This is a genomic window from Achromobacter aegrifaciens (assembly GCF_902859735.1).
Classification (GTDB): Bacteria; Pseudomonadota; Gammaproteobacteria; order Burkholderiales; family Burkholderiaceae_B; genus Achromobacter; species Achromobacter aegrifaciens.
On the sequence record NZ_CADIJY010000006.1, the window covers coordinates 106624 to 132537 of the forward strand.

General features: G+C 65.5%; 25 protein-coding genes. 9 read left to right on the top strand and 16 right to left on the bottom strand.

Going from position 1 to position 25914, the window contains the following annotated elements:
- Positions 1-117 precede the first annotated feature (117 nt).
- From HV766_RS19000 to HV766_RS19015, 4 genes are all read right to left on the bottom strand, one after another.
- Positions 118-339, bottom strand: a complete 222-nt coding sequence (locus HV766_RS19000; RefSeq protein WP_054451109.1) for a hypothetical protein — start codon at positions 337-339, stop codon at positions 118-120.
- 117 nt (positions 340-456) lie between these two features.
- Positions 457-1548 (bottom strand): AI-2E family transporter, encoded by a 1092-nt coding sequence (locus HV766_RS19005; protein ID WP_054451108.1) that lies wholly within the window; start codon positions 1546-1548, stop codon positions 457-459.
- Between the two features lie 54 nt (positions 1549-1602).
- A complete protein-coding gene (locus tag HV766_RS19010; protein ID WP_054451333.1) occupies positions 1603-2316 on the bottom strand; it encodes a DUF3053 family protein in 714 nt (237 codons plus the stop codon).
- Positions 2317-2471: 155 nt separating this feature from the next.
- The gene (locus HV766_RS19015; RefSeq protein ID WP_225590494.1) at positions 2472-2987 is read right to left on the bottom strand and encodes a GNAT family N-acetyltransferase; all 516 of its coding nucleotides are present in this window, start codon (positions 2985-2987) and stop codon (positions 2472-2474) included.
- A 90-nt stretch (positions 2988-3077) separates the two neighbouring features.
- Between HV766_RS19015 and HV766_RS19020 the strand changes: the two genes are divergently transcribed.
- The 3 genes from HV766_RS19020 (at position 3078) to HV766_RS19030 (ending at position 5162) form a co-directional block, all read left to right on the top strand.
- The gene (locus HV766_RS19020; protein ID WP_119450525.1) at positions 3078-3437 is read left to right on the top strand and encodes a hypothetical protein; all 360 of its coding nucleotides are present in this window, start codon (positions 3078-3080) and stop codon (positions 3435-3437) included.
- A gap of 666 nt (positions 3438-4103) precedes the next feature.
- Entirely contained in the window at positions 4104-4385 is a 282-nt protein-coding gene (locus tag HV766_RS19025; RefSeq protein WP_054451105.1) for a hypothetical protein, read from the top strand.
- A gap of 84 nt (positions 4386-4469) precedes the next feature.
- Positions 4470-5162: a cytochrome b/b6 domain-containing protein gene (locus HV766_RS19030; RefSeq protein ID WP_175181690.1), complete on the top strand. Its 693-nt coding sequence runs from the start codon at positions 4470-4472 to the stop codon at positions 5160-5162.
- A 37-nt stretch (positions 5163-5199) separates the two neighbouring features.
- Here HV766_RS19030 and HV766_RS19035 read toward each other — a convergent pair whose 3' ends face one another.
- From HV766_RS19035 to purB, 3 genes are all read right to left on the bottom strand, one after another.
- On the bottom strand, positions 5200-5949 hold the full coding sequence (locus HV766_RS19035) for a class I SAM-dependent methyltransferase (protein WP_175181691.1): 750 nt from the start codon (positions 5947-5949) through the stop codon (positions 5200-5202).
- 126 nt (positions 5950-6075) lie between these two features.
- Positions 6076-6534, bottom strand: a complete 459-nt coding sequence (locus HV766_RS19040) for a c-type cytochrome (RefSeq protein WP_175163219.1) — start codon at positions 6532-6534, stop codon at positions 6076-6078.
- Positions 6535-6590: 56 nt separating this feature from the next.
- Positions 6591-7967, bottom strand: a complete 1377-nt coding sequence (gene purB / locus HV766_RS19045; protein ID WP_054451101.1) for an adenylosuccinate lyase — start codon at positions 7965-7967, stop codon at positions 6591-6593.
- A 161-nt stretch (positions 7968-8128) separates the two neighbouring features.
- On the opposite strand from purB, the gene HV766_RS19050 reads away from it, so the two are divergent.
- Positions 8129-8734 carry a glutathione S-transferase gene (locus HV766_RS19050; protein ID WP_054451100.1) on the top strand — a complete coding sequence of 202 codons (606 nt, stop codon included), beginning with the start codon at positions 8129-8131 and terminating at the stop codon, positions 8732-8734.
- 206 nt (positions 8735-8940) lie between these two features.
- On the opposite strand, the gene HV766_RS19055 is transcribed toward HV766_RS19050, so the two are convergent.
- The 3 genes from HV766_RS19055 to HV766_RS19065 form a co-directional block, all read right to left on the bottom strand.
- Complete coding sequence (locus HV766_RS19055; protein ID WP_054451099.1) at positions 8941-9759, bottom strand: sulfite exporter TauE/SafE family protein; 819 nt, start codon at positions 9757-9759, stop codon at positions 8941-8943.
- Between the two features lie 112 nt (positions 9760-9871).
- Positions 9872-10993 carry a tRNA 2-thiouridine(34) synthase MnmA gene (gene mnmA / locus HV766_RS19060; protein WP_175181692.1) on the bottom strand — a complete coding sequence of 374 codons (1122 nt, stop codon included), beginning with the start codon at positions 10991-10993 and terminating at the stop codon, positions 9872-9874.
- Positions 10994-11000: 7 nt separating this feature from the next.
- Positions 11001-11927 carry a LysR substrate-binding domain-containing protein gene (locus tag HV766_RS19065; RefSeq protein WP_175181693.1) on the bottom strand — a complete coding sequence of 309 codons (927 nt, stop codon included), beginning with the start codon at positions 11925-11927 and terminating at the stop codon, positions 11001-11003.
- 192 nt (positions 11928-12119) lie between these two features.
- On the opposite strand from HV766_RS19065, the gene HV766_RS19070 reads away from it, so the two are divergent.
- From HV766_RS19070 to HV766_RS19090, 5 genes are all read left to right on the top strand, one after another.
- Positions 12120-13109, top strand: coding sequence for a Bug family tripartite tricarboxylate transporter substrate binding protein (locus HV766_RS19070; protein WP_054451096.1), 990 nt, complete (start codon positions 12120-12122; stop codon positions 13107-13109).
- A 68-nt stretch (positions 13110-13177) separates the two neighbouring features.
- Complete coding sequence (locus HV766_RS19075) at positions 13178-14053, top strand: N-formylglutamate amidohydrolase (protein WP_054451095.1); 876 nt, start codon at positions 13178-13180, stop codon at positions 14051-14053.
- 231 nt (positions 14054-14284) lie between these two features.
- Entirely contained in the window at positions 14285-15403 is a 1119-nt protein-coding gene (locus HV766_RS19080) for a Re/Si-specific NAD(P)(+) transhydrogenase subunit alpha (RefSeq protein ID WP_175181694.1), read from the top strand.
- A 4-nt stretch (positions 15404-15407) separates the two neighbouring features.
- Positions 15408-15725: an NAD(P) transhydrogenase subunit alpha part 2 gene (locus tag HV766_RS19085; RefSeq protein WP_013392581.1), complete on the top strand. Its 318-nt coding sequence runs from the start codon at positions 15408-15410 to the stop codon at positions 15723-15725.
- Positions 15722-17161, top strand: a complete 1440-nt coding sequence (locus tag HV766_RS19090; protein WP_054451093.1) for an NAD(P)(+) transhydrogenase (Re/Si-specific) subunit beta — start codon at positions 15722-15724, stop codon at positions 17159-17161. The genes HV766_RS19085 and HV766_RS19090 overlap by 4 nt, the downstream gene beginning before the upstream one ends.
- A 36-nt stretch (positions 17162-17197) precedes the next feature.
- Here the strand turns inward: HV766_RS19090 and glcF are convergent, their stop codons facing one another.
- From glcF to tldD, 6 genes are all read right to left on the bottom strand, one after another.
- Positions 17198-18442 (bottom strand): glycolate oxidase subunit GlcF, encoded by a 1245-nt coding sequence (glcF, locus tag HV766_RS19095; RefSeq protein WP_119450529.1) that lies wholly within the window; start codon positions 18440-18442, stop codon positions 17198-17200.
- A gap of 6 nt (positions 18443-18448) precedes the next feature.
- Entirely contained in the window at positions 18449-19555 is a 1107-nt protein-coding gene (gene glcE / locus HV766_RS19100) for a glycolate oxidase subunit GlcE (RefSeq protein ID WP_054451091.1), read from the bottom strand.
- 11 nt (positions 19556-19566) lie between these two features.
- The gene (locus HV766_RS19105; RefSeq protein ID WP_054451090.1) at positions 19567-21066 is read right to left on the bottom strand and encodes an FAD-linked oxidase C-terminal domain-containing protein; all 1500 of its coding nucleotides are present in this window, start codon (positions 21064-21066) and stop codon (positions 19567-19569) included.
- Between the two features lie 205 nt (positions 21067-21271).
- Positions 21272-22681, bottom strand: coding sequence for an FAD-binding oxidoreductase (locus tag HV766_RS19110; protein WP_119450530.1), 1410 nt, complete (start codon positions 22679-22681; stop codon positions 21272-21274).
- 102 nt (positions 22682-22783) lie between these two features.
- Positions 22784-23857 (bottom strand): 3-deoxy-7-phosphoheptulonate synthase AroG, encoded by a 1074-nt coding sequence (gene aroG / locus HV766_RS19115; protein ID WP_054451088.1) that lies wholly within the window; start codon positions 23855-23857, stop codon positions 22784-22786.
- 251 nt (positions 23858-24108) lie between these two features.
- Complete coding sequence (gene tldD / locus HV766_RS19120) at positions 24109-25569, bottom strand: metalloprotease TldD (protein ID WP_013392574.1); 1461 nt, start codon at positions 25567-25569, stop codon at positions 24109-24111.
- Between the last annotated feature and the right edge of the window lie 345 nt (positions 25570-25914).

Here is a 25914-nt window from a genome sequence, read left to right on the forward strand (position 1 = left end):
TTGCAGAAGTTCGCAATCGCACAATCCGCGCCATGGGAATCCCCTCGCCGCGTCAAGACGGATGTGGCGTAACTGGCGCGTCCCCAATTTACTACAGAGGCGCGCCGCCGGGTACGTCTACCGGTCTTCCAGATCCGGGGTGCCGGTGAACTGGGTCTTGAGCAGCGTCAGCGCCCCTTTTTCAGCCAGCGCCTCATTGGGAAACACATGCTTGGTGTCTTCCAGCACCGGGAATCCGAAGACCCGCACCCGGGCGTGGTAGCCGTCGGGCGTCTCGGCGAATTCGATGTCGAAGTTGCGTTCTTCGATCCAGCCCGATCGATGCAGTTTCCATTCCATGTCCGACGCGCTCCCGAAAAGTCGAGGTTGATACGACAGGCCGGCCCCGATGGAAGCCGGCCTGCTACACCATACACCCGTCTTGCAACGGACGGACTGGCGGGCGATCCGCCGCGCCTACTTTCGGGCGCGCGACTTGTCTGCGGCGTCGTCCGCGAATCCTTCCACCGGCGGGGCAAACAAATCCCAGCTTGCCATGAACAGCGCGGCAATCAAGGGGCCGATCACGAAACCGTTCAGGCCGAACAAAGCCATGCCGCCCAGCGTGGATATCAGCACCACATAGTCCGGCATCTTGGTGTCCTTGCCGACCAGAATGGGGCGCAGCACGTTGTCCACCATGCCGATGACCAGCACGCCGAAGAGGATCAGCACGACGCCTTTGATCGTGGCCCCGGTCAACAGGAAGTAGATCGCGACCGGAGCCCAGATCAACCCCGCGCCGATCGCCGGCAGCAAGGACAGAAAGCCCATGATCACGCCCCACAGCAGCGCACCCTGGATCGACAGGATCGAGAAGATGATGCCGCCCAGCGCGCCCTGCGCCGCGGCCACCGCGACGTTGCCCTTGACGGTGGCGCGCACCACGGTGGTGAACTTGCGCAGCAGATGCTGCTTGTGCGTGTCGCTCAGCGGCATGGCGCGCTTGAGCCGCGCCGATAGCTGCGGGCCGTCGCGCAACAGGAAGAACAGCAGGTACAGCATGATGCCGAAGCTGATCACGAACTGGAACGTGTCCTGCCCTATGTTCAAGGCCTGGGTCGCCAGGAACTGGCTGGCCTGCATGGCGCCCGCGCTGAGTTTTTCCTGCAGGCTCGGTATGTCGGCCAGGTCGAAGCGCGACAGCAGATCATGCACCGACGGCGGCAAAGCCGCCATGGCCTGCTGGAAATAGTCGCCGAAGTTGATCTGCCCGGACTTGACGCTCTGATAGAGGTTCGCCCCTTCGCGCACCAGCGATCCGCTGATGACGATGAGCGGCAGGATCACCAGCAGCAGCACCAGCAGCAAGGTGATCAGCGCGGCCAGGTTGCGCCGTCCGCCGATGCGCGCCACCAGCCGGCGCTGCAGCGGCGCAAAGATGATGGCAAGGACAGCACCCCAGAAAACAGCGCCGTAGAAAGGCCACAACAACCAGCCGAATGCGATGGTGACCACCACCAGCAGGAGCAGAAAGGTTCTGTAGTGCATGCTGGAAGATTCGCTCATATTACGTCCCAGGCTCGGCTGACGCCGCGAGACCCGCATTGTACAAAGCGCCGTTCAGCGGGCGTCCTGCGGCTGCCCGGCAGCCTGGCGCAAGGCGGCGCGCGCGTGCTCCAGAGCATCCGACTGCGCGTTCAATCCCTGCAGGCGTAGGTTCAGCTCCTGCTGCAGCGTGGGCGTGGCGACACGCGCCTGCCCGTCCGTCAGCAGGATGTCCTGCGCATGGGCGGCGACGAAATCCGCCACGCCCAGCGCATCGCGCGCCACCGCGTCCATGGCGGCCGCGGCATCCAACACCTCGGCCGCGGGCGCCGTCACGGCTTCGTCATAAACACCGTCGTAGACGGGCGCCAGATCGGCCGGGAGCGCCAGCGCCGCACGCGCCTTATCCGCCTTGGCCTGGGCCCGCTGCACCTCGGCTGCCTGCTCGGCCAGCGTCTTGCGCGCGGCCTCCAGGCGGTCCCGCCGTTCCACGATATCGGCCACGGAACGCAGGGTCTCGGCTTCCGACGCGTCACGCATGGACGCCGCTGCCTGCGTCAGGATTTCCTGAAAATCGGCGATGACCTCATAGGCATCGGCATAGCCGCCGATGGCCTCCTTTTCAGGTTCGCTCAGGCTGCCGATGGGCAGCAGCGACGCGCTGTTCATCCGGCTTTGCAGCAGCTGGATGAAGGCGGCCCGCTCCTGGGGTTCCTTGTTGACGCAGGCCGACAGAAACAGCATCGATGCCATCGCCAGGCCCAGCAGGCAAGCTCGCAGCAATGCCATGCCCATCCTCCTTGCATGCGGGTTCGCGAAACCGGCGCCGCCCGCGAACCGGGCGGCCGCCCTCCGGCAGATTATCCCGAAGGCGCTTTCCGACGCTGCCAGCGGGCGGATTTTGTTGCTATCGAAGCGTGTTGACACAGGGGGCGCCGCCCGCATCATGGCTCCAGGGGATACGCCATGGCGCAGCGGCGGGCAGGATCAAAACCCATGGCCGCCTCATGGCTCAGGCGCGTCCGCAACCCGGGCGAGAGTTCCCCTGTCGCGACGTCGACGAAACCTTGCCGCAGATAAAACGGCCTGTTCCAGGATAGTTCGCGGTCGGTGGTCAGCACCACGAACCGGTAGCAGCCGGCATTGCGGGCATGCGCACACACGGCGGCCAGAAGCGCCCGGCCCAGGCCGCGCCCCTGCCACGGCAGCGCTACCGCCATTTCGGCCAGGTAGAGATCGCCATCCATGGGCCGGGTCAGCGCAAAGCCTGCGGCTTGGCCCTCGCCTTCTACGATCCAAAGCAATCCGGCCGCCTGCGCCTGCGCCAGCTCGGCGTGCGGCGCCGTATCGTCGCCGGCGGCCCACGCCATGTGCGTGCCCAGGAAGCGCCGCGCGGCGGAGCGTTCGATATCGGCCAGGCTGGCCAGGTCTGAAGGTCGTGCGAGTCTGATCATAGGCATGGCAGTATGCCTGATGCGGGCCTGTAGTCCGATCCCATAAAATGGCGTTTTCCGCCATTACGGCCCTGCAACACAGCTCAGCCCCAAGACATGACTCAAAACGCCACCTCCGATACCTGGGGCTTTGCCCATCCCGATTGCCGCGGCGCGGCCGCCCTGCTGTTCTTCATGACCGATCTGGCGCGGGTGGTCAACCAGTACCTGAGCCCTGGGCAATTGTCCGACGAGGCGCTGGCCGACGCGCAAAAGGCGGTCGACGCCTTGCTGGCCCGCTATGTGGAGATCCAGGCCGCCCCCGAAGCCTTCGACAACGAGCGCATCGAACTCGCCCTGGAAACCGAAAACCAGCCGGACGGCCAGACCAGCGCGCAAGTGGCGCTGCGCATGTCGCCGCGCCTGGAAGGCCTCATCATCGAAGCCCAGCGCCAGGCTCGCCCGGCAACCCATTAAAGGCCAAGGACGGGGGAGGAGTCTCCTCCCTACCACAAAACACTTGCCAAAAGCATCAACTGCCTGTAATATTACCGGTTGAGTTCTGCCGTTTTCGCCAAATTCCATACGAAAAAACGCGGTGACAAACGACGGCGCTGGCACTGAGGCCTGTACATCAGCCCCTCCCCAGACGCCGAAGCAGACCCTCGAAAACATCCAAGCCCAAGCATCCCGTCCCATTTGCGAAAACCGCAAATCCGGATTGCGGCCTGGAACAAGACGCCTTCACCAAACCGCCAGTCCGGCTTGGCAAGAAGCAACAAGACAATCAGCGGCGCTTACAACACGCGCAAGCGACGATTACCGATAACCGCGCCGCAATCAGCAGGGCCTGCCTGTCCTGCACGAACCCTCGGGCCGCGTACGTCCGCACGCATGCTTTGTGCATGTTCGCGCATCGCGCAGCCCGAAACGATGCTGTCCCGGACTGATGGACAGCATTGCGCCGCCTGGCCGTGCGCGCAAAACATGAGAATGCGCAAAAGGACGGCGGCAAATATGCGTTAGTGTCACGACACGCCTGTCCGATTCGATACGGCTGGCAGCGGCACGCGGCAGGAATGCTGCACGCCACGCGACCAGACGCGGCTTTTCCCATAACTAGAAACCAAGAGAACAAACACCATGAATACTCGTTTCACGACTTCGGACCTGATCCGACGCCCGGCCCATACCACGCTGGACAACATGCCGATCCATATCGGCGACATCGTTTACCTGAAGCCCGCAAATGGCCCGGAAATCCGCGCCACGGTCATCTACAACGCGCCCATCGACGGCACGACCACCTACACGACGGAAGTCGTGCCCTGCGGCGCACCCGCGCAAAAGGCCCCCGGCCAGCGCATCCGCTTCCGCCATGAGCACGTACATCGCATCGAACCGGTGCGCAGCGCCACTCACTGAAGCGGTACCCCGCCCCGTTGCGCCAGCAACGGGGCAATTTGTGCGTGATAAAGTCCCCGGCAATACAGCCCTGGCGATCCCACCATGCAGAACAACCGTCTCGCGGTCCACATCTGGGACCTTCCCACCCGCCTCTTCCATTGGGCGCTCGTCGCCTGCATCGTCGGCGCGTTCGTCAGCGTGAAGCTGGGCGGCCTGTACATGGACTGGCACGTGCGCTTCGGCTGTACGGCGCTGGGCCTGATCCTGTTTCGCCTGCTGTGGGGATTCGTCGGCCCGCGCTACGCCCGCTTCTCGCACTTCGTGCGCGGCCCGGCGGCCGTGGCCCGCTACCTGAAGGGCGCCGCGGCGCCCGCAGGCCACAACCCGCTGGGCGCGCTATCGGTGCTGGCGCTGCTGCTGGTCATCGGCTTCCAGGCGCTCAGCGGCCTGTTCACCACCGACGACATCATGACGCAGGGCCCCTTGTTCGGCCACGTCAGCGAATCCATTTCCGCCGCCATGACGTCCTGGCACAAGCTGAACGAGTGGGTCATCCTGGCCCTGGTCGCCCTTCATATTGCAGCTGTGCTCTGGTACGCGCTGGTGCGCCGCAAGCGCCTGGTGCGCGCCATCATCACCGGCAAGGTCGATGCCAAGGACGTGCCCGCCGGCACGCCCCCGACGCAGGACGGTTTCGCCGTCTGGCTGCGCGCGCTGGTGCTGGGCGCCTGTGTCACGGGCCTGGTGCTGTGGATCCGGTCGCTGGAAGTGGCGGCCGACATGTCTTTTTCCTGACCGGCTCACACGGCGCGAAAGCAGCGCTGCGGCCCGCTCAACGCCGCGCCTCGATCAAGTGCCGCGTCGAATGGGCCACGAACGGCTCTCCGCCGCGCATCCGCTCATGCAGCGCCAACAGGGCATCGCGATACTTCGCCACCGAAAAATCGGGCACCCACCACACGCACTTGCGCAGGATCCAGATCACGGCGCCCACGTCATGGAACACCATCTGGCAGCGGGCCGTGCGCAAGTCCGTCACGGTCAATCCCGCAGCCTCCGCGGCGGCCGCTTCATCCTGCGGATCGCGCTGGCGCCGCGCCGCTGGCAAAGGCCCCAGGAAATGCTCGATCAGTTCGAAGGCCGAAGCCGGCCCCACATGCTGGGCGAAGTAATGCCCGCCCGGCCTGAGGACCCGGCGGACTTCTGCCCAATCCGGGCTCACGGGATGCCTGGACGTCACGAGTTCAAACGACGCATCGGCAAACGGCAAGCCCGCGCCCGGCGCCGTCTGCACTAGCCGCACGCCACGAGCGGCCAGGCGCTCATGCGCTTTCCTGGCATTGGGCGGCCAGGCCTCGGTCGCGCACATCACCGGCGGAAAGCGGGGAGCCTCGCACAGCACTTCGCCGCCGCCCGTATCCAGGTCCAGCGCCGACTGCACGCTGGCCAGGCGCTGCGCAAGCAGCCTGGCATAGCCCCACGCCGGACGCTCCTCGGAAGCGCGCCCCGCCAGCCAGCCGAAGCCCCACCCGCTGACATCGGCGGTTTCGGCCTCTGCCACCAGCTCATCAAAAGATCTCATCCCCTCCCCCCTGTGCAGGACCGATGCGCGGCCCCACGGACTCACGCTCGGCAATGCCATAAAAAAAGCGCCAACGTTTACGCTGGCGCCTCTTTGTCCACATGCCGCCCGCGGACGGCAGGCGCTTTATTTCTTCTTGCGGTACGAGTCGTGACAGGCCTTGCAGCTTGCGCCGACGTCGCCGAATGCAGCGCGCAGCTTGTCCAGGTCGCCGGCATCGGCAGCGGCCGACAGCTTGACGATATTGTCCTGGAAGGCCTGCTGCTTCTGCTTGAAGCCCGCGGCGTCGCTCCAGACTTCAGGACGCGCGTCACCGCCCTCGGTTCCGGCGCCAAAAGCCGTCCACGGCAAGGCCGACAAGGTCTTCAGCACTTCCACATTGGCCTTGATCTGCGCGGCGTCATAGGGCTGCTGGCCCTTGACCACCGGCGCCATGCGGCCGAAGTGGGAAGCCATCAGCGTCAGCGCCGACTGGCGGTACTTGATGGCGTCCTCGGGCTTGGCGAACTGCGCGGACGCGCTCGTCGCCAGCAGGGGCCCAACCGTCATACAGGCCAACGCGGCGAGCGTGGACAACTTCTTCATTGCAATCTCCCGTAAGGTCAACAGAAGCCGCGCACCCCGGGCGCGCGGCAAGGCGACTATACCGCCCGGGCCAAGTCAGCGGCCAGCCCGATGTAGGAGCGCGGGGTCATCGCCAACAGGCGCGCCTTGGGCTCTTCGGGCAGGGCCAGGCCCTGGATGAATTCTCGCAGGCCTTCCTCGGTGATGCCCTTGCCGCGCGTCAAGGCCTTGAGCTGTTCGTACGGCTGCGGCAGGCCATAGCGGCGCATGACGGTCTGCACCGGCTCGGCCAGCACTTCCCAGCAGGCGTCGATGTCGGCGTCGATGGCGACGGTGTTGACTTCAAGCTTGCCCAGGCCGCGCATGCAGGCATCCCAAGCCACCAGGCAGTAGCCCAGGCCCACGCCCAGGTTGCGCAGGACGGTGGAGTCGGTCAGGTCGCGCTGCCAGCGGGAGATCGGCAGCTTGTCCGCGAGGTGGCGCAGCACGGCGTTGGCCAGGCCAAGGTTGCCTTCGGAGTTTTCGAAGTCGATCGGGTTGACCTTATGCGGCATGGTGGAGGAACCGACCTCGCCTTCCTTCAGGCGCTGCTTGAAATAGCCCAGCGCCACGTAACCCCAGACGTCGCGATCCAGGTCCAGCACGATGATGTTGGCGCGCGTGATGGCGTCGAACAGGGCCGACATCCAGTCATGCGGTTCGATCTGGATGGTGTGGCGGTTCTGGGTCAGGCCCAGGCCGGCCAGCACGCGCTGGCTGAAGGCGGGCCAGTCGATTTCGGGGTAGGCCGACAGGTGCGCGTTGTAGTTGCCGGTGGCGCCGTTCAGCTTGGCCAGCGGTTCGACGGCCTCGACCGCGGCGATGGCGCGGTTCAGTCGCGCGGCCACGTTGGCGAATTCCTTGCCCAGCGTCGTCGGGCTGGCGGGCTGGCCGTGGGTACGCGACAGCATGGGCTGATCGGCCTGGGCCACGGCCATGTCGTTCAGCTTGGCGGCGAGTTCGCGCAGGCGCGGCACCACGACCTCGTTGCGGGCGCGCGTCAGCATCAGCGCGTGCGAGGTGTTGTTGATGTCCTCGGAGGTGCAGGCGAAGTGGATGAACTCGGCGGCGCGGGCCAGCTCGGCGTCATCGGCCACTTTTTCCTTCAGCCAGTACTCGACGGCCTTGACGTCATGGTTGGTGACGCGTTCGATGTCCTTGATGCGGGCGGCGTCGGCCTCGGAGAAGTCGCGCACCAATTGTTGCAGGCGGGCGCGGGCGGCTTCGGAGAAGGCGGGCAGCTCCGGCAGGCCGGCGTCGGACAGCGCGACCAGCCAGGCCACCTCGACCTCGACGCGGTGCGCCATGAAACCGGCTTCGGAGAGCAGGCCGCGCAGCGCGTCGCCCCGGGAAGCGTACCGGCCATCCAGTGGCGAAAGGGCGTTGAGTTGGCTGAGCTGATCGGCGATTTGCATGGTCTGGAAGAGAAAAAGCGGGGAATGAGCGAATCGGGCGATTTTATCATCCGGAAGCGCGCAACATTGTGGCAAACTGACGAAGATTCCGGCCTTTTGGCCGTCTTGCCGTCATGCGGCCTGCTATACTTCGGCCGCTTTCCGACTCCGCTTGTGACTCCATGAAACTGATCGGCTCGCTTACCAGTCCTTACGTGCGCAAAGTGCGTATCGTCATGGCCGAGAAAAAGCTGGACTACCGGCTTGAACTCGAAAACGTCTGGTCCGCCGACACGCAGATCCAAACGTACAACCCGCTGGGCAAGGTACCTTGCCTGGTCATGGAAGATGGCGGCGCCCTCTTCGATTCGCGCGTCATCGTCGAATACGTCGACACCCTGTCCCCTGTTGCCCGCCTGATTCCTCAGCCGGGGCGCGATCGCGCCGCGGTCAAGTGCTGGGAAGCCATCGCCGATGGCCTCCTGGACGCCTGCGTGACCATCGTCAAGGAAAACCAGCGTCCCGAGGCTCAGCGCAGCCCCGAATGGATCGAGCGCCAGTATTCCAAGATCCATGCCAGCCTTGACGCGATGAACAAGAGCCTGGGCGACAACGCCCACTGCATGGGCATCAACTACAGCCTGGCCGACATCGCCGTCGGCTGCGCGCTGGGCTATCTGGACCTGCGCTTCGCCGCGCTCGACTGGCGCACCAACCACCAGAACCTGGCCCGCCTGTACGACAAGCTGTCGCAGCGCCAGTCCTTCATCGATACCGTTCCAGGATAAGCCCCCCCCGAGGCGCTGCGCGCCTCCCCCCAGGGGGCGCCGCTACGGACCGGCGGAGCCGGATCCGTGCGGCCCGGCTTCTACTTGGCCTCGCCCCTGCTCCGCCCGCGCTTCCGTTCTGCCTTTGCCTCTGCGCCGCCTGTGCTTCTGCATCGGCGGCGCTTTTGCGTGAGCTGCGCCTTTCTATCGGCGCAGCCCTACCTGGCTCAGGCGTTGAACGTCTGCCAGGCCTTGAACAGCATGTACGCGGCCAGCGCGAACAGCAGGCAGGCGAACACGCGCTTCAGGGTCTGCACCGGCAGGCGGTGGGCCATGCGCGCGCCCAGCGGGGCCGTCAGCACGCTGGTGCAGACTAGCGCGATCAAGGCGGGCCAGTAGATATAGCCCAGCATGCCCGGACGCGTTTCGCCCGAGTTCAGGCCCGACACCACGTAACCGACGCTATTGGCCAGCGCGATGGGAAAGCCCAGCGCGGCCGAAGTCGACACCGCGTTGTGCAGGGCCACGTTGCACCAGACCATGAAAGGCACCGACAGGAAACCGCCGCCCGCGCCCACCAGGCCAGACAGAAAGCCGATGCCCGCGCCAGCCGCGCTGGTGCCCACCACGCCCGGCATCTGGCGGCTGGGCTTGGGCTTCTTGTTCTGCAGCATGCTCCAGCCGGAATAGCCGACGAACAGCGCGAAGAACAGCGACAGCCACAGCGTGCTGAGCGCGGCAAAGACCGCGCCGCCCGAAAGGAGGCCGCCGATGATGATGCCCGGCGCCATCGCCCAGACGATGTTCCATTTGATCGTGCCGCGCTGCTGGTGCGCCCGCACGCTGGAAATGGAAGTGAACAGGATCGAGGTCATCGACGTGGCGATGGCGGCATGAACAACCAGGTCGGCGGGCATGCCCTTCCACGCGAACAGCATCGTCAGGAAAGGCACCAGCAACATGCCTCCGCCTATGCCCAGCAGGCCCGCGGCGAAACCCACCACGCCGCCCAGCACCAGCAGGCAAATCACCATCGTTACATCCACAACTGTCTCCTCTTTCTTCTTGGTAATGAACAAAGCCCCAAGGGCCGCGCCCGAGGGGCTTTGATTGAAATCCGTGCACGTCACGCGGCGAATGCCGGCGCGGCGCCCATACCTACAGGAGGATGATGCCGCCGCCCAGGCAAACCTCGCCATCGTAAAGCACGGCGGACTGCCCGGGCGTGACCGCCCACTGCGGTTCGGTAAAGCTCAGGCTGAAGGTGCCGTCGGCAGCGCCAGCCAGACTGCACGCGGCATCGGCCTGGCGGTAGCGCGTCTTGGCGCCATAGGCGCCCGGGGCTGGCGCGTGGCCGGCGACCCAGCTCGCGTCCTGCGCCCGCAGCTCGCCCGACAGCAGCCAGGGATGGTCATGCCCCTGCACCACGTAGAGCACATTGCGCTCCAGGTCCTTGCGCGCCACGTACCAGGCTTCGGCCGTGCCGTCCTCGCGCTGGCGCCCCTTCACCCCGCCCACGCCCAGGCCCTTGCGCTGGCCTAGCGTATAGAACGACAGCCCTTCGTGACGGCCTACCTTCTGACCTTCCGGCGTCATGATCGGACCCGGCTCGGTCGGCAGGTAGCGATTCAGGAACTCGCGGAACGGCCGCTCGCCGATGAAGCAGATACCCGTGGAATCCTTCTTGGCGGCGTTATGCAGGCCGATCTCGTGCGCGATACGCCGCACCTCGGTCTTGTGGATCTCGCCCAGCGGGAACATGGTGCGCGACAACTGCGCCTGATTCAGGCGGTGCAGGAAGTAGCTCTGGTCCTTGGACGCATCCAGCGCCTTGAGCAGCTGGAACTGCGTGCCGCCGCCTTCGGCCGGCACCTCGCGCACCCGCGCGTAGTGGCCGGTGGCGATATGCTCGGCGCCCAGCGCCATGGCATGGTCGAGGAAGGCCTTGAACTTGATCTCGGCATTGCACAGCACGTCCGGGTTGGGCGTGCGGCCCGCGGAGTACTCGCGCAGGAACTCCGCGAACACGCGGTCCTTGTATTCGGCGGCGAAATTGACGAACTCGAACTCGACCCCTACCAGATCCGCGACGCTGGCGGCGTCCAGCAGGTCCTGGCGGGTGGAACAGTATTCGGAATCGTCGTCGTCTTCCCAGTTCTTCATGAACAGGCCGACGACCTCGTAGCCTTGCTGCTTGAGCAGCCAGGCGGTGACCGAAGAATCGACCCCGCCGGACATGCCGACGACAACGCGGCCTTTCTTGGTAAGTTTTTGACTCATGATGGGTCTATTTTAGATCGGTCCGTACATCTTCCTGCGGCTGCGGCTCGGCCGCCCGCGACACTTCCATCAGCCAGGTACGGAAAGCCTGCAGGGTGGGCAGGTTGGCCTTCTGCTCCGGATAGCACAGGTAGTACCCCATGCGCGCCCGTATCGGCAGCTGGATGGCGACGGCCAGCTTGCCGTCGCGCAGCTCGTCCTCGATCAGGCAGCGCGGAATCAGCGCCACGCCGAAGCCGGCCGCGGCCGCCTGCGACAGCAGCGCGTACTGGTCGAAGCGCGCGCCTTCCAGGCTGCGCCGGGTATCGCATCCAGCCTGCTCGAACCAGTCGCGCCAGCCTTCCAGCGCCGAGGTATGGTGCAGCAGCGGATAGGCCAGCAGGTCCGCGGGCGCCGCACAGCCGCCCGGGATCAGGCGCGGGCTGCCGACCGGCAGGATTTCGCGGCCGACGATGTAGTCCGCCCCACTGCCCGGCCAGATGCCTTCGCCGAAGCGCACGGCAGCGTCCAGTTCAGGGGTGGAGAAATCATAGCCCTGGCGGTGAGGCAGGAATTCGACGTGGATGTCCGGCCGCAGGCGCATGAAGGCGGTCAGGCGCGGGATCAGCCAGCGCGCCCCGAAAGTCGGCATACAGGTCAGGTTGAGCGTGCCGCCCTGCCCCTGGTGCGCGATCAGTTCCACGGTGGCGGCTTCGATCTGGCCCAGCCCGGCCTGGATCTTGGTCAGGTAACTGCGTCCGGCCTCGGTCAGGACCAGGCCTTGCCTGATTCGCAGGAATAGTTCGATGCCGACGAACTCCTCCAGATGTTTCACCTGCTTACTGACCGCGCCCTGCGTGACACACAATTCCTGCGCCGCGCGCGTGAAACTGCTATGTCTCGCGGCGACTTCGAACGCCTGGAGATCCGTGAGTGAGGGACAGAATCGCCGCATGGATAAGGTACGCAAATTGTTTCAGGCCGCGCAACGAAAACGGCCCTGTTCCGGGCCGCCGCGAAAAGAGGCATGAAAAAAAGTCATAGCTTACGGAGAAACTTTCGTTTGCGCAAACCGGACCGCCAGGAAAGAATCGTTGCGTTTGCGTCTGCCTTTGCGCATCCGCTTTCCAATTCATTAGGGGAATCCATGCAACGCCGTAACGTAGTACTGGGCCTGTGCGTCGCCGCCGCGACCCTCGCCGCGCCGCTGACCTCGGGTATCGCGCACGCTGAAGACGCGTATCCGACCAAGCCCATCCGCCTGATCGTTCCCTTCCCGCCCGGCGGCACCACCGACATCGTCGGTCGCCTGTTCGCCGACAAGCTGGGCAAGGAGCTGGGCCAGACCGTCGTGGTGGAAAACCGCGGCGGCGCCGGCGGTTCGATCGGCAGCGCCTTCGTCGCCAGCAGCGCGCCGGACGGTTACACCCTGGGCATCGCCACCGTGAGCACGCACGGCATCAACCCGGCCATCTACCCGAACCTGCCGTTCGATGGCGAGAAGGACTTCACGCCCATCTCGAACCTGGCGGCCGTGCCCAACATCATGACCATCAACCCGAAGGTCCAGGCCAAGAACATCGCCGACTTCATCAAGCTGGCCAAGAGCGAGCCGGGCAAGCTGACCTACGCGTCGGCCGGCAACGGTTCGGTCTCGCACATGATGGGCGAACTGTTCAAGATGGCTTCGGGCACCAACCTGATGCACGTGCCGTACCGCGGCGTGGGCCCGGCGCTGAACGACGCGCTGGCCGGCCAGGTCGACGTCATGTATGACAACCTGCCCTCCTCGCTGCCGCACGTGCAATCCGGCCGCCTGATCGCCATGGCCGTGGCCTCGCCCAAGCGCGTGGCCGCCCTGCCCGACGTGCCCACGTTCGCCGAAGCCGGCCTGCCGGCCGTGAACGACGCGTCCTGGTTCGGCCTGGTGGCTCCCGCCAAGCTGCCCCAGCCCGTGCTGGACAAGCTGAACGCAGCCGTGCAGAAGGTCAGCGCCGAAGCCGACGTCAAGACCCGCCTGGAAGCCCTGGGCGCCGCGCCGGCCGCCAACACTCCGGCCGAATTCGCGGCGCAGATCTCGGCTGAAATCGCCAAGAACAAGCGCATCGCCAAAGAAGCCAACGTGAAGATCGACTAAGCGATCTTCGGTCCTCGCGCGCCCGCCGGTGCGCGAGGACCTCCGATTAACGAACGCAACACCCCCTTATGCGAATTACCCAACCCCTGTCTTACCGGCTCGACCTCCCGCAGCAATATCCTGATTCGGACTCCTCGGCTCCCCTCGTGCTGGACTCCCCGCACAGCGGCACCGCCTACCCCCCCGATTTCGCGGCTGCGGTGGACTTTGGCGCATTGCGCACCGCCGAGGACACCTGGGTTGACGACCTGTGGGGCGACGCCATCGAAATGGGCGTGCCGATGATTGCCGCCGCGTTCCCGCGCGCCTACATCGACGCCAACCGCTCGCCCGACGAAATCGACGAATTGCTGCTGGACGCCGCCTGGCCCGACGCCATCAACGCCTCGCCCAAGGTCAAGCTGGGCAAGGGCCTGATCTGGCGCATGCTGGACGACGGCACGCCGCTCTACAACCGCAAGCTCACGGTCGCGGAAGTGCGCCACCGCATCGACGCCTGCTGGAAGCCCTACCACGCCGCGCTGGGCCAAGTGCTGGACGCAGCCCACAAGAAGTTCGGCAAGGTCTGGCACATCAACTGCCACTCCATGCCCAGCGTCGCCGGCGCCTACGCCACCGACCGCCCGGGCCTGGTCCACCCCGACTTCGTGCTGGGCGACCGCGACGGCAGCACCAGCGACCCGGCCTTCCGCGAATTCATCGCCGCCTGGCTGCGCGAACGCGGCTACAACGTCACCGTCAACGATCCCTACAAGGGCGTGGAGCTGGTGCGCGCCTTCGGCCGCCCCGAAGAAGGCCGCCACAGTCTGCAGATCGAGATCAACCGCAAACTCTACATGGACGAAGTTTCGCTGCGTCCTTCCGAAAACTACGGCCGCCTGAAGGCCGATCTGCGCGAACTCACCGCCGCGCTGATCACCTGGACCCGCGCGCAAACGGCTTGACGCCGGACGTTTGCGCGCAGGTGCCGGCCAGCGCAAAAGTCAGACTGGCCGGAGCAGTTGGGTTGCAAGACCCCAGCCCCATGGTTCGCCATGGGGCTTTTTTTCGGCCCGCCGCCGGGCATCAGCGGGCCGATGCAACCTTGGTTCTTCTCCCTCACTTCCCAGGGGCGCGACACCTTTCCTTTCACTTTCCCGTGTATAACTGATGCCAACTAATGAGGAGAGGCGTAGATGCACATCGGGATACCAAAAGAAACCCGAGACGGGGAAACTCGTGTCGCAGCAACACCGGAGACCGTCAAGAAGTACGTAGGCGGAAAACATACCGTCATCGTGGAGCGCGGGGCAGGCATTGCCGCCCGCTATCTCGACGAAGCCTATGAGGCAGCGGGCGCAACGCTCGGCAGCGCCCAGGATGCGTTGGGGGCAGAACTCGTCATGAAGGTGCGCGCGCCTTCTGCCGCGGAACTGCCCCAGATGAAATCCGGCGCCGTCGTGGTCGGCATGCTGGATCCCTTCGACGCCGAAGGCATCCAGCAGATCGCGGCCGCCGGACTCACCGGATTCGCGCTGGAAGCCGCGCCCCGCATCACGCGGGCCCAAAGCCTGGACGTGCTGTCCTCGCAGGCCAACCTGGCCGGCTACAAGGCCGTGCTGCTGGCGGCGCACCACTACGGCCGCCTGATACCCATGATGATGACCGCCGCGGGCACGCTGAAGGCCGCCCGCGCCGTCGTGCTGGGCACCGGCGTGGCCGGGCTGCAGGCCATCGCCACCGCCAAGCGGCTGGGCGCGGTGGTCGAAGCCTCGGACGTGCGTCCCGCCGCGCGCGAACAGGTGGAATCGCTGGGCGCCAAGTTCATCGACGTCCCTTTCGAAACGGACGAAGAACGCGAGATCGCGCAAGGCACGGGCGGCTACGCCCGGCCCATGCCGCCCGCCTGGATGGCTCGGCAGGCCGCGCTCGTGTCCGAACGCTGCAAGCAGGCCGACATCGTCATCACCACCGCGCTGATTCCCGGCCGCCCCGCCCCCACACTGGTGTCCGCGGAAACCGTCGCGGCCATGAAGCCGGGCTCGGTGCTGGTGGACCTGGCGGTCGAGCGCGGCGGCAATTGCCCGTTGTCCGAGAAAGGCCTGGTGGTGGAAAAGCATGGCGTGACGATCATCGGGCTGACCAATCTGCCCGGCCTGGTCGCGACCGACGCTTCGGCGCTGTATGCGCGCAACATCCAGGATTTCCTGAAGCTCATCATCAATGCGGACGGCGCGCTGGCGATCCAGCGCGACGACGAGATCGTCGCGGCCTGCCTGGTGTGCGAAGGCGGCAACGTGGCGCGGAGGAACTAACAGCATGGAAGCGATCAACCCCACCCTGATGAATCTCATCATCTTCGTGCTGGCCATCTATGTCGGCTACCACGTCGTGTGGAACGTCACCCCCGCCCTGCACACGCCCTTGATGGCAGTCACCAACGCCATCTCCGCCATCATCATCGTGGGCGCCATGCTGGCGGCCGCGCTGACCGAAGGCGGACTGGCGCGCGGCATGGGCGTGTTCGCCGTGGCGCTGGCCGCGGTCAACGTGTTCGGCGGCTTTCTCGTGACCCGGCGCATGCTGGAAATGTTCAAGAAAAAGGACCGCAAGGCGGGCAAGGAGGAAGCGAAATGATCTCGCTGAACCTCGTCACCCTGCTGTACCTGATCGCCTCGGTCTGCTTCATCCAGGCGCTCAAGGGCCTGTCGCATCCGACCACGTCGCGACTCGGCAATGCGTTCGGCATGGCCGGCATGGCGATCGCCGTGCTGACCACGGCCGCGCTCATCGTCGGCCTGGCGCGCGACGGCGCCGCCACCATCGGCCTGGGCTGGGTCGTCCTGGGCCTGCTGGTTGGCGGCTCCATCGGCACGCTGATGGCCAAGCGCGTCGAGATGACCAAGATGCCCGAGCTGGTCGCCTTCATGCACAGCATGATCGGCCTGGCGGCGGTCGCCATCGCGGTGGCCGTGGTGGCGGAGCCGCACGCCTTCGGCATCGTGCCCGTCGGCGTGCCGATTCCCACCGGCAACCGCTTCGAGCTGTTCATCGGCACTTTCGTCGGCGCCATTACGTTCTCGGGGTCGGTCATTGCCTTTGGCAAACTGTCGGGCAAGTACAAGTTCCGCCTGTTCCAGGGCGCGCCGGTGGTGTTCTCGGGCCAGCACATGCTGAACCTGGCGCTGGCGCTGCTGATGCTGGCTTGCGGCATCTGGTTCATGCTCACGCAGGAATGGACGCCCTTCATCATCATGACGCTCATCGCCTTCGTGCTGGGCGTGCTGATCATCATCCCGATCGGCGGCGCCGACATGCCGGTGGTGGTGTCCATGCTGAACAGCTACTCGGGTTGGGCGGCGGCCGGCATCGGTTTCTCGCTGAACAACCCCATGCTGATCATCGCCGGTTCGCTGGTGGGTTCCTCGGGCGCGATCCTGTCCTACATCATGTGCAAGGCGATGAACCGTTCGTTCTTCAACGTGATCCTGGGCGGCTTCGGCGGCCAGGCTGGCGGCGCCGCTGCGGCGGGCGATGCGCAGCAGCGCAGCGTCAAGTCGGGCAGTCCCGACGACGCCGCCTTCCTGATGACCAACGCCGAAAGCGTGACCATCGTTCCCGGCTACGGCCTGGCGGTGGCGCGCGCGCAGCACGCGCTGAAGGAACTGGCGGAAAAGCTCACCGAGCGCGGCGTGACGGTCAAGTACGCCATCCACCCGGTGGCGGGACGCATGCCCGGGCACATGAACGTGCTGCTGGCCGAGGCCGAGGTGCCCTACGACCAGGTCTTCGAAATGGAAGACATCAACAGCGAGTTCGGCCAGACCGACGTGGTGCTGGTGCTGGGCGCGAACGACGTGGTCAACCCGGCCGCCAAGAACGACCCGAAGTCGCCCATTGCCGGCATGCCCATCCTGGAAGCCTACAAGGCCCGCACCGTGATCGTGAACAAGCGGTCCATGGCATCGGGCTACGCGGGCCTGGACAATGAGCTCTTCTACATGGACCGCACGATGATGGTTTTCGGCGACGCCAAGAAGGTGCTTGAAGACATGGTCAAGGCCGTGGAGTAAGACGCCCGGCGCCGGATGCCGCCAGGCGTCCGGCGCCTACGCGCCGCGCTGGCCCGCAGGCTGGCGCAATTGCTCGTCAACCACTTCGATCCAATGCCGCACCGGCGTGTCGGTGCCGCTTTGCAAATGGCCGATGCAGCCGATGTTGGCTGACAGGATCACGTCCGGTCCGCCCGCGGCGATCGCGCCCAGCTTGCGGTCGCGCAGTTCCAGCGCAATCTCCGGATTCAGTACCGAATAGGCGCCCGCCGAACCGCAGCACAAGTGCTTGTCGGCGAACGGCTGCAACGCAAAACCCAGATCCGCCAGCAATTGTTCCGACAGCGGCCGCAGGCCCTGCCAATGCTGCAGCGTGCATGGCGGATGGAATGCCGCGCGCGTGCCCGCAGGCAGCCGCGCGCGCAATTGCGCCGCATGCGGCGCGACGATCTCGGCCACATCCTTCACCAGCGCCACGATGTCCGCGGCCTTTTGCGCGTAGGCCGGATCGTGCCGCAGGTGATGCGCATACTCCTTGACCATGGCGCCGCAGCCCGACGCGTTCATCACGATGGCCTCGACCTTGCCATCCTGCAGCAGCGGCCACCAGGCATCGACGTTGGCGCGCATCTGCACCAAGGCCTCTTCCTGCGCGTCCAGGTGGAAACTGGCCGCGCCGCAACAGCCGGCGCCGGGCGCGATGCGCGCGCCTATGCCCACCGCGTCCAGCACGCGGATGGTGGCCGCATCGATGGTTGGCATCATGGCGGGCTGCACGCATCCCGCCAGCATCAGCACCTGCCGCGCATGGCCCGCCACCTGCGGCAGCGGCCCCGCCGCGCGGCGTTCCGGCACCTTGCGCTTGAGCGCCTCCGGCAGCATGCCGCGCACCGCCTGCCCCAGCCGCATCGCGGGCGCGAACAGCGGCGACAGCATGGTCTTGCGCAACAAGCTGCGTTTGGTCTTGTCGGCCCAGCTGCGCGGCACGCGCTCTTCCACGATCTTGCGGCCGATATCCACCAGATGGCCATACTGGACGCCGGACGGACAAGTGGTTTCGCAATTGCGGCAAGTCAGGCAGCGGTCCAGGTGCTGCTGCGTGGACTGCGTGGGCTCGGCGCCCTCCAACACTTGCTTGATCAGATAAATGCGCCCACGCGGGCTGTCCAGCTCGTCGCCCAGCACCTGATACGTCGGACAGGTAGCGGTGCAGAAACCGCAGTGCACGCACCGCCGCAGGATGGCGTCGGCCTCCTTGCCCAGATCGGTATCGCGTGCCCAGGATGCAAGATTGGTTTGCATGATGCCCTATAGATCCAGGACCAGGCGGCCGGGATTGAACAGGCCGGCCGGATCGAGCTCTTGTTTGAGGCGGCGCGTGATCGAGGCGATCCCGGGCGCCAGCGGATGGAATACGCCGTCGGCAGGCGGCTTGCCCTGCCCGGTGCGGAACAGCGTGGCGTGGCCGCCCAGCCGCTCTGCGGTCTCGCGCAGCGCGGCGGCGTCTTGCTCGCCCGACAGCCAGCGCTGGCCTCCGCCCCATTCCAGCAAGGTCGGCCCCAGCGCCAACGCGGCGGCGGTGGGCGGCAACGCCAGGCGCCACAAGGGCCGGCCCGGCGCGAAGAAGGAATGCGTCTGCTCGCGCAGCGACCGCCACCAGGCCTGCGCGGCCTCGGGCGCCATCGGCGCGCCGCCTATCAGTTGGCGGGCGCTGGCGATCGCGGGCGGCGCGCCCGACAGGCGCACGGCCATCTGGCCTTCGGCGCCCGCCTCGTCACCGCTCCAGCTGGTGGCCGAGATCGGCAACGGCTTGCCGCGCCACAGGGCGAAGCTGGCCAAGGCCTGCGCCTGCGTCGCGGGCAACGCCAGGGTGATCTCTTCCATCGGCCGCGGCACGACCTTGAGGGAGACTTCGAGTATGGCGCCGAAGATGCCATGCGAACCGGCCAACAGGCGCGACACGTCATAGCCCGCCACGTTCTTCATGACCTCGCCGCCAAACGAGAGGATGCGGCCTTCCGAATCCAGCAGTTGCGCGCCCAGGACAAAATCCTTGAGCGCGCCGGCGCTCATGCGGCGCGGGCCTGACAGCCCCGCCGCGACACATCCGCCCACCGTGGCGGACGCCGAGAAATGCGGCGGCTCGAAGGCCAGCATCTGTCCGTTCTCGGCCAGCGCGGCTTCAAGTTCGGCGAGCGGCGTACCCGCGCGCACCGTCACCACCAGCTCCGACGGGTGGTAGCTGACGATGCCGCGATAGGGAGTCATGTCCAGCAGGCAGTGGCCGTCCTGCGGCGTCACCGGGCGGTAATTGCCATAGAACGCCTTGCTGCCCCCGCCCATCACAAACAGGGGTTTGTGGCCGGCACGGGCCGTCATGACCTGGTCGCACAATTCCGACAGGACGAAATCCATAAGGACAGGTCCTAGAAACGGGCGAGATCGGGGAAGCGCAACTCTCCCGCGTGGACGTGCATCTTGCCGTATTCGGCGCAGCGGGCCAGCGTAGGGATGACTTTTTCAGGATTGAGCAGGCAGGGCGGATCGAAGGCCCGCTTGACCGCCAGGAACGCGTCGAGTTCTTCGCGAGAGAATTGCACGCACATTTGATTTATTTTCTCCATACCCACACCGTGCTCTCCGGTCACGGTCCCTCCTACCTGCACGCACAGCTCGAGTATGGCGGCGCCGAATTTCTCGGCGCGCTCCACCTCGTCCGGCTTGTTTGAATCGAACAGGATCAACGGGTGCAGGTTGCCGTCGCCTGCGTGAAAGACGTTGGCGCAGCGCAGGCTGAATTCGTCTTCCATCTGTTCGATGGCGCCCAGCACGCGCGCCAGATGGCGGCGCGGTATCGTGCCGTCCATGCAATAGTAATCGGGCGATACGCGCCCCGCGGCCGGGAAGGCATTCTTGCGGCCGGCCCAGAACTTCAGGCGTTCGGCCTCTGATGACGAGACCTGGCAGCGCGTGGCTCCGGCCTCGCGGAACACGGCCTCCATGCGCGCGATCTCGTGCTCCACTTCTTCAGGCGTGCCGTCGGATTCGCACAGCAGGATGGCTTGCGCATCCATGTCGTAGCCGGCGCGCACAAAGGGTTCGACCATGTGGGTCGCGCGGCGGTCCATCATCTCCAGACCCGCGGGTATCATGCCGGCCGCGATCACCTGCGTGACCGCATTGCCCGCTGCTTCCACGCTGGAAAAACTGGCCATGACGACCTGCGCGCAGGCCGGCTTGGGAATGAGCTTGACCGTCACTTCCGTGACCACGCCCAGCATGCCTTCCGAACCGATGAAGACGGACAGCAAGTCCAGGCCCGGCGCATCGGGCGCTTCGGAACCCAGTTCAACCACATCGCCATCGATCGTCACGACCCGCACGCGCAGCACGTTGTGCACGGTCAGTCCGTACTTCAGGCAATGCACGCCGCCGGAATTCTCCGCCACGTTGCCGCCGATGGAACAGGCTATCTGGCTGGAAGGATCAGGCGCGTAATACAGCCCGTAAGGCGCGGCCGCCTCCGAGATCGCCAGATTGCGTACGCCCGGCTGCACGATGGCCGTGGCGCTGGCCAGGTCTATGTGCTTGATGCGATTGAATTTGGACAAGCCGAGCAACACGCCGCGGCTATGCGGCATGGCGCCGCCGGACAAGCCGGTGCCGGCGCCGCGCGCGACCACGGGCGCATTCAGGCGTTTGCAGATGCGCATGACGGCCTGCACCTGCTCTTCCGTTTCTGGAAGGGCGACGACCGCAGGCAGCGCGCGATACAGGGAAAGGCCGTCGCACTCGTAGGGACGCGTATCTTCTTCGCGGAACAACACGCAGTGCGCGGGCAACACGGCCGACAACGCCTCGATGAGCTGCTGCAAGGAATAAGGCGCCTGCACTTGTGCCAGGCCGGTTTCGACCAATGAATTCATGAGCGCAACAATAGCGCGAGCGCCCGTCACTAGCAGACCGGGATTTACCCGCATCCGTGCACCTATGGCACGCCAGATAAGTAACCAGCCGTAATCGCCTGCCGCACCGCGAAAGCCGCCCTCCTCGTTCGCGCCTGAGGACGGCAAGAAAAAAGCCGACGGCGCGCCGTCGGCTTCGGATATCGGCTGCGCTGCCGAAGCAGGCTTACCAGGACACGATCTTGCCAGGATTGAGAATGTTGTTCGGATCAAACGCGTGCTTCAGGCTGCGCATCAGATCCAGGGCGTCCTCGCCATGCTCTTCGGCCATGAACTGCATCTTGTGCAGGCCCACGCCGTGCTCGCCCGTGCAGGTGCCGTCGGCGGCGATCGCGCGGCGCACCAGGTTGTGGTTGATGGTTTCGGATTCTTCCCATTCCTTGGCGCTGTCCGCATCGAGCAGCATCAGCACATGGAAGTTGCCGTCGCCAACGTGGCCCACGATCGTGTAGGGGAAGCTTGCGCGGTCGAGTTCTTCGACCGTGTCGCGCACGCAATCGGCCAGGCGCGAGATCGGCACGCAGACGTCGGTAGTGCTGGCGCGGCAGCCGGGGCGCAGTTGCAGGCCGGCGAAGTAGGCATTGTGGCGCGCGGTCCACAGGCGACTGCGGTCTTCGGGACGCTCTGCCCATTCGAAGTCCATGCCGCCATGGTCTGCCGTGATCGCTTGCACGGTTTCGGCTTGCTCCTGCACGCCGGCGGGACTGCCGTGGAACTCGAACACCAGCAGCGGCGTTTCGCGCAGGGTCAGCTTGCTGTGCAGGTTCACCGCGCGCACGCTGGCCGCGTCCATGAACTCGACGCGCGCGACCGGCACTCCCATCTGGATGATTTCGATCACGCTCTGCACCGCCGAATCCAGCGTGGGGAAATTGCAGACCGCGGCCGACACGGCTTCAGGCTGGGGATACAGGCGCACCGTCACTTCGGTGATGATGCCCAGGGTGCCTTCGCTGCCGACGAAGATGCGCGTCAGGTCATAGCCGGCCGAGGACTTGCGGGCGCGGCCCGCTGTGCGGATGATGCGCCCATCCGCCGTCACCACGGTCAACGACATGACGTTCTCGCGCATGGTGCCGTAGCGCACGGCATTGGTGCCGGAAGCGCGCGTGGCCGCCATGCCGCCCAGGCTCGCGTCGGCGCCCGGATCGATCGGGAAGAACAGGCCGGTGTCGCGGATTTCCTCGTTGAGCTGCTTGCGCAGCACGCCTGCCTGCACGGTGGCGGTCAGATCCTCGGCGTTGACCGCCAACACCTTGTTCATCTGCGACAGGTCCAGGCTGATGCCCCCCTGGATCGCCAGAATATGGCCTTCGAGCGAAGAGCCGGCGCCATAGGGAATCAGCGGCACGCGATGCTCGTTGCACAGCTTGGCGATCTCGGCCACTTCTTCGGTCGTGTGCGCGAAGACCACGGCGTCCGGCGGCATGGCCGGATAGGGAGATTCATCGCGGCCATGATGGTCGCGCATGGCGGAGGATTCGGACAGGCGGTCGCCAAAGCGGGCGCGCAAGGCATCCAGACAAGCGGCCGGCACCGGGCGGCGCAACGATTCTGCGTGCAAGGGAGCGTTCATGGTCAGCGTGATCTCGGGTTCGTTAACCTGATTATTCTACGCCGCCGCGCGCACCGCGCCGCAAACCGCCAGGCCTTGGCGATCCGCGGCGCTGCCAGGGGCTTATTTGCCGGAAGTCAGGGCGACGCGGCGGCGTTCGCGCACGGCATGGGCCAGGCGTTCAAGCACGGCGACCGAGGCGTCCCAGTCGATGCAGCCGTCGGTGATGCTCTGGCCGTAGACCAGCGGCGTACCCGGCACCATGTCCTGGCGGCCGCCCAGCAGGTGGCTTTCAACCATGACGCCCACCAGGCGGCTGTCGCCCGCTTCCATCTGACGCGCCACGTCTTCGATGACCAACGGCTGGTTCTCGGGCTTCTTGCTGCTGTTGGCGTGGCTGGCGTCGATCATGATGCGCTGCGCCAGGCCTGCCTTGGACATGTCCTGGCAGGCCGCCTCGATGCTGGCCGCATCGTAGTTCGGCGTCTTGCCGCCGCGCAGGATGACGTGGCAGTCCTCGTTGCCGGCCGTCGACACGATGGCGGAATGCCCGCCCTTGGTCACCGACAGGAAATGGTGCGGCTGCGACGCCGCCTTGATCGCGTCGACCGCGATCTTCACATTGCCGTCGGTGCCGTTCTTGAACCCCACCGGACACGACAGTCCCGATGCCAGCTCGCGATGCACCTGGCTTTCCGTCGTCCGAGCCCCGATCGCCCCCCAGGAGACCAGATCCGCGATGTATTGCGGCGTAATCATGTCCAGGAACTCGCAACCCGCCGGCAGTCCCATGCTGTTGATGTCCAGCAGCAGTTCACGGGCGACGCGCACGCCCTTGTTGATGTCGAAGCTGCCGTCCAGGTCCGGATCGTTGATCAGGCCCTTCCAGCCCACGGTGGTGCGTGGCTTCTCGAAGTACACGCGCATCACGATTTCCAGGTCGGCGCTCAGCCGGTCGCGCACGGGCTTCAGGCGCTTCGCATATTCGATAGCCGCGCGGGTGTCATGGATGGAGCAAGGGCCGATCACGACGATCATCCGGTCATCCATGCCGTGCAGGATGCGGTGCATCCCCTGGCGGGCGGCGAACACGGTGTCGGACGCCTCCTTGGTGCAGGCGAACTCGCGCATGACATGCGCGGGCGGGTTCAGCTCTTTGATTTCTCGAATGCGAAGGTCATCGGTATTGTGTGACACGGTACTGCTCCTGGGTTGCCCGCCGCGGGGATGTTCCCGAGATGGTTTCCTCAACTGGCGGCGCAAAAAAAGCCGCCAGTTCGCTGGCGGCTTTTTTGGGGGGATTCTTTCCAAACTTCAGATTGAGCGCGTCCCTTCCTCCGCCAGCGGCTTCAGAAAACCATAAAAATAAAAATAAAAAGCGGGGGACGCGAATTTCATGGGGATTGACTCTAGCACAATTTTTTCGAGCCGTCATCCGTGTTTTTGAGTCAGGCGGTGCCGCCGACGGTCAGGCCTTCCATGCGGACCGTGGGCATGCCCACGCCCACGGGCACGCTCTGGCCATCCTTGCCGCAAGTGCCCACGCCGGAATCCAGCTGCAGGTCGTTGCCGATCATGGTGACGCGGTTCATGGCGTCCGGACCGTTGCCGATCAGGGTGGCGCCCTTGACCGGATAGGTCACCTTGCCGTTTTCGATCATGTAGGCTTCGGACGCCGAGAACACGAACTTGCCGTTGGTGATGTCGACCTGGCCGCCGCCGAAGTTGACCGCGTACAAGCCGCGCTTGACGGAAGACACGATTTCCTCGGCCGGTTTGTCGCCCGCCAGCATGTAGGTATTGGTCATGCGCGGCATGGGCAGATGCGCGAACGATTCGCGGCGGCCGTTACCGGTGGCGGCGGTCTTCATGAGGCGCGCGTTCAGCGTGTCCTGCATGTAGCCGCGCAGGATACCGTCCTCGATCAGCACGTTGCGCTGGGTGGCATTGCCTTCGTCGTCGATATTGAGCGAGCCGCGGCGATCCGGGATCGTGCCGTCGTCGACCACGGTCACGCCCTTGGAGGCCACGCGCTCACCGATGCGGCCGGAGAACACGCTGGAGCCCTTGCGGTTGAAGTCGCCTTCCAGCCCGTGGCCGACGGCCTCGTGCAGCAGAATGCCGGGCCAGCCCGAACCCAGCACGACGGTCATTTCACCCGCTGGCGCCGGGCGCGCTTCCAGGTTCACCATGGCCTCGTGCACCGCGCGCTCGACATAACCCTGCAGCATTTCGTCCGTGAAATAGGCCAGGCCCAGGCGGCCGCCGCCGCCCGCGTGACCCATTTCGCGGCGCCCATTGCGTTCGGCAATGACAGTCAGCGACAGGCGCACCAGCGGACGCACGTCGGCGGCCAGGCGGCCGTCGCTGCCGGCCACCAGCACCACGTCATATTCGGCGCCCAGCCCCGCCATGACCTGGATCACGTGCGGATCGCGCGCGCGCGCCATGCGCTCCACGCGTTCCAGCAGCGCGACCTTCTCGGGAGCGCTCAAGGTGGCAACCGGATCGATATCGGCATACAGGCTGCGGCCGATCTCGGCTTCGACCTGCGCCGCCACCTTTACCTTGCCAGCGCCGCGGCGCGCAATGCCGCGAACCGCGTGCGCGGACGACAACAGCGCTTCGGGCGACAGCGAATCCGAATAGGCGAAGGCGGTTTTCTCGCCGCTCACGGCGCGTACCCCGACACCCTGGCTGATCGAAAAACTGCCGGTCTTGACGATGCCCTCTTCCAGGCTCCAGCCCTCGCTGCGCGTGTACTGGAAATACAGATCGGCGTAGTCGACCTTGTGCGTGAAGATCTCACCCAGCGCGCGCGCCATGTCCGCCTCGGTCAGGCCCCAGGGGTCGAGCAGCAGAGATTTGGCGGTGGCGAGGGAAGCAATGGCGGGATCGATGATTTTCATGGGGCTCTGTACAGGAGACGGCGGCGCGCTGGCGCGCGCTCGCGGTGATACTCGAGATCATATCGTAACGCTGGCGCGGCCCGGCGACATGGCGCCAGCCACGGATCTCCGGAAGGTACGCGTCGGCGGCCAAAAATACCGCGGGCATTATCTGCGGAGGTATGCATGGGGCCGGAATATTACATATCAAGTTGAATTGACGAGCTCAAACGATGTTCGATGCGCCCCTTTTTCCTGGTCGCCATGGAACATTTGCAGCCACCTGGCATATAGGCAAAGGGATTCAGACATCTCGGGCCAAACTCGTCATACAACCTGACATCAAAATGAAATATGCCAAACAGC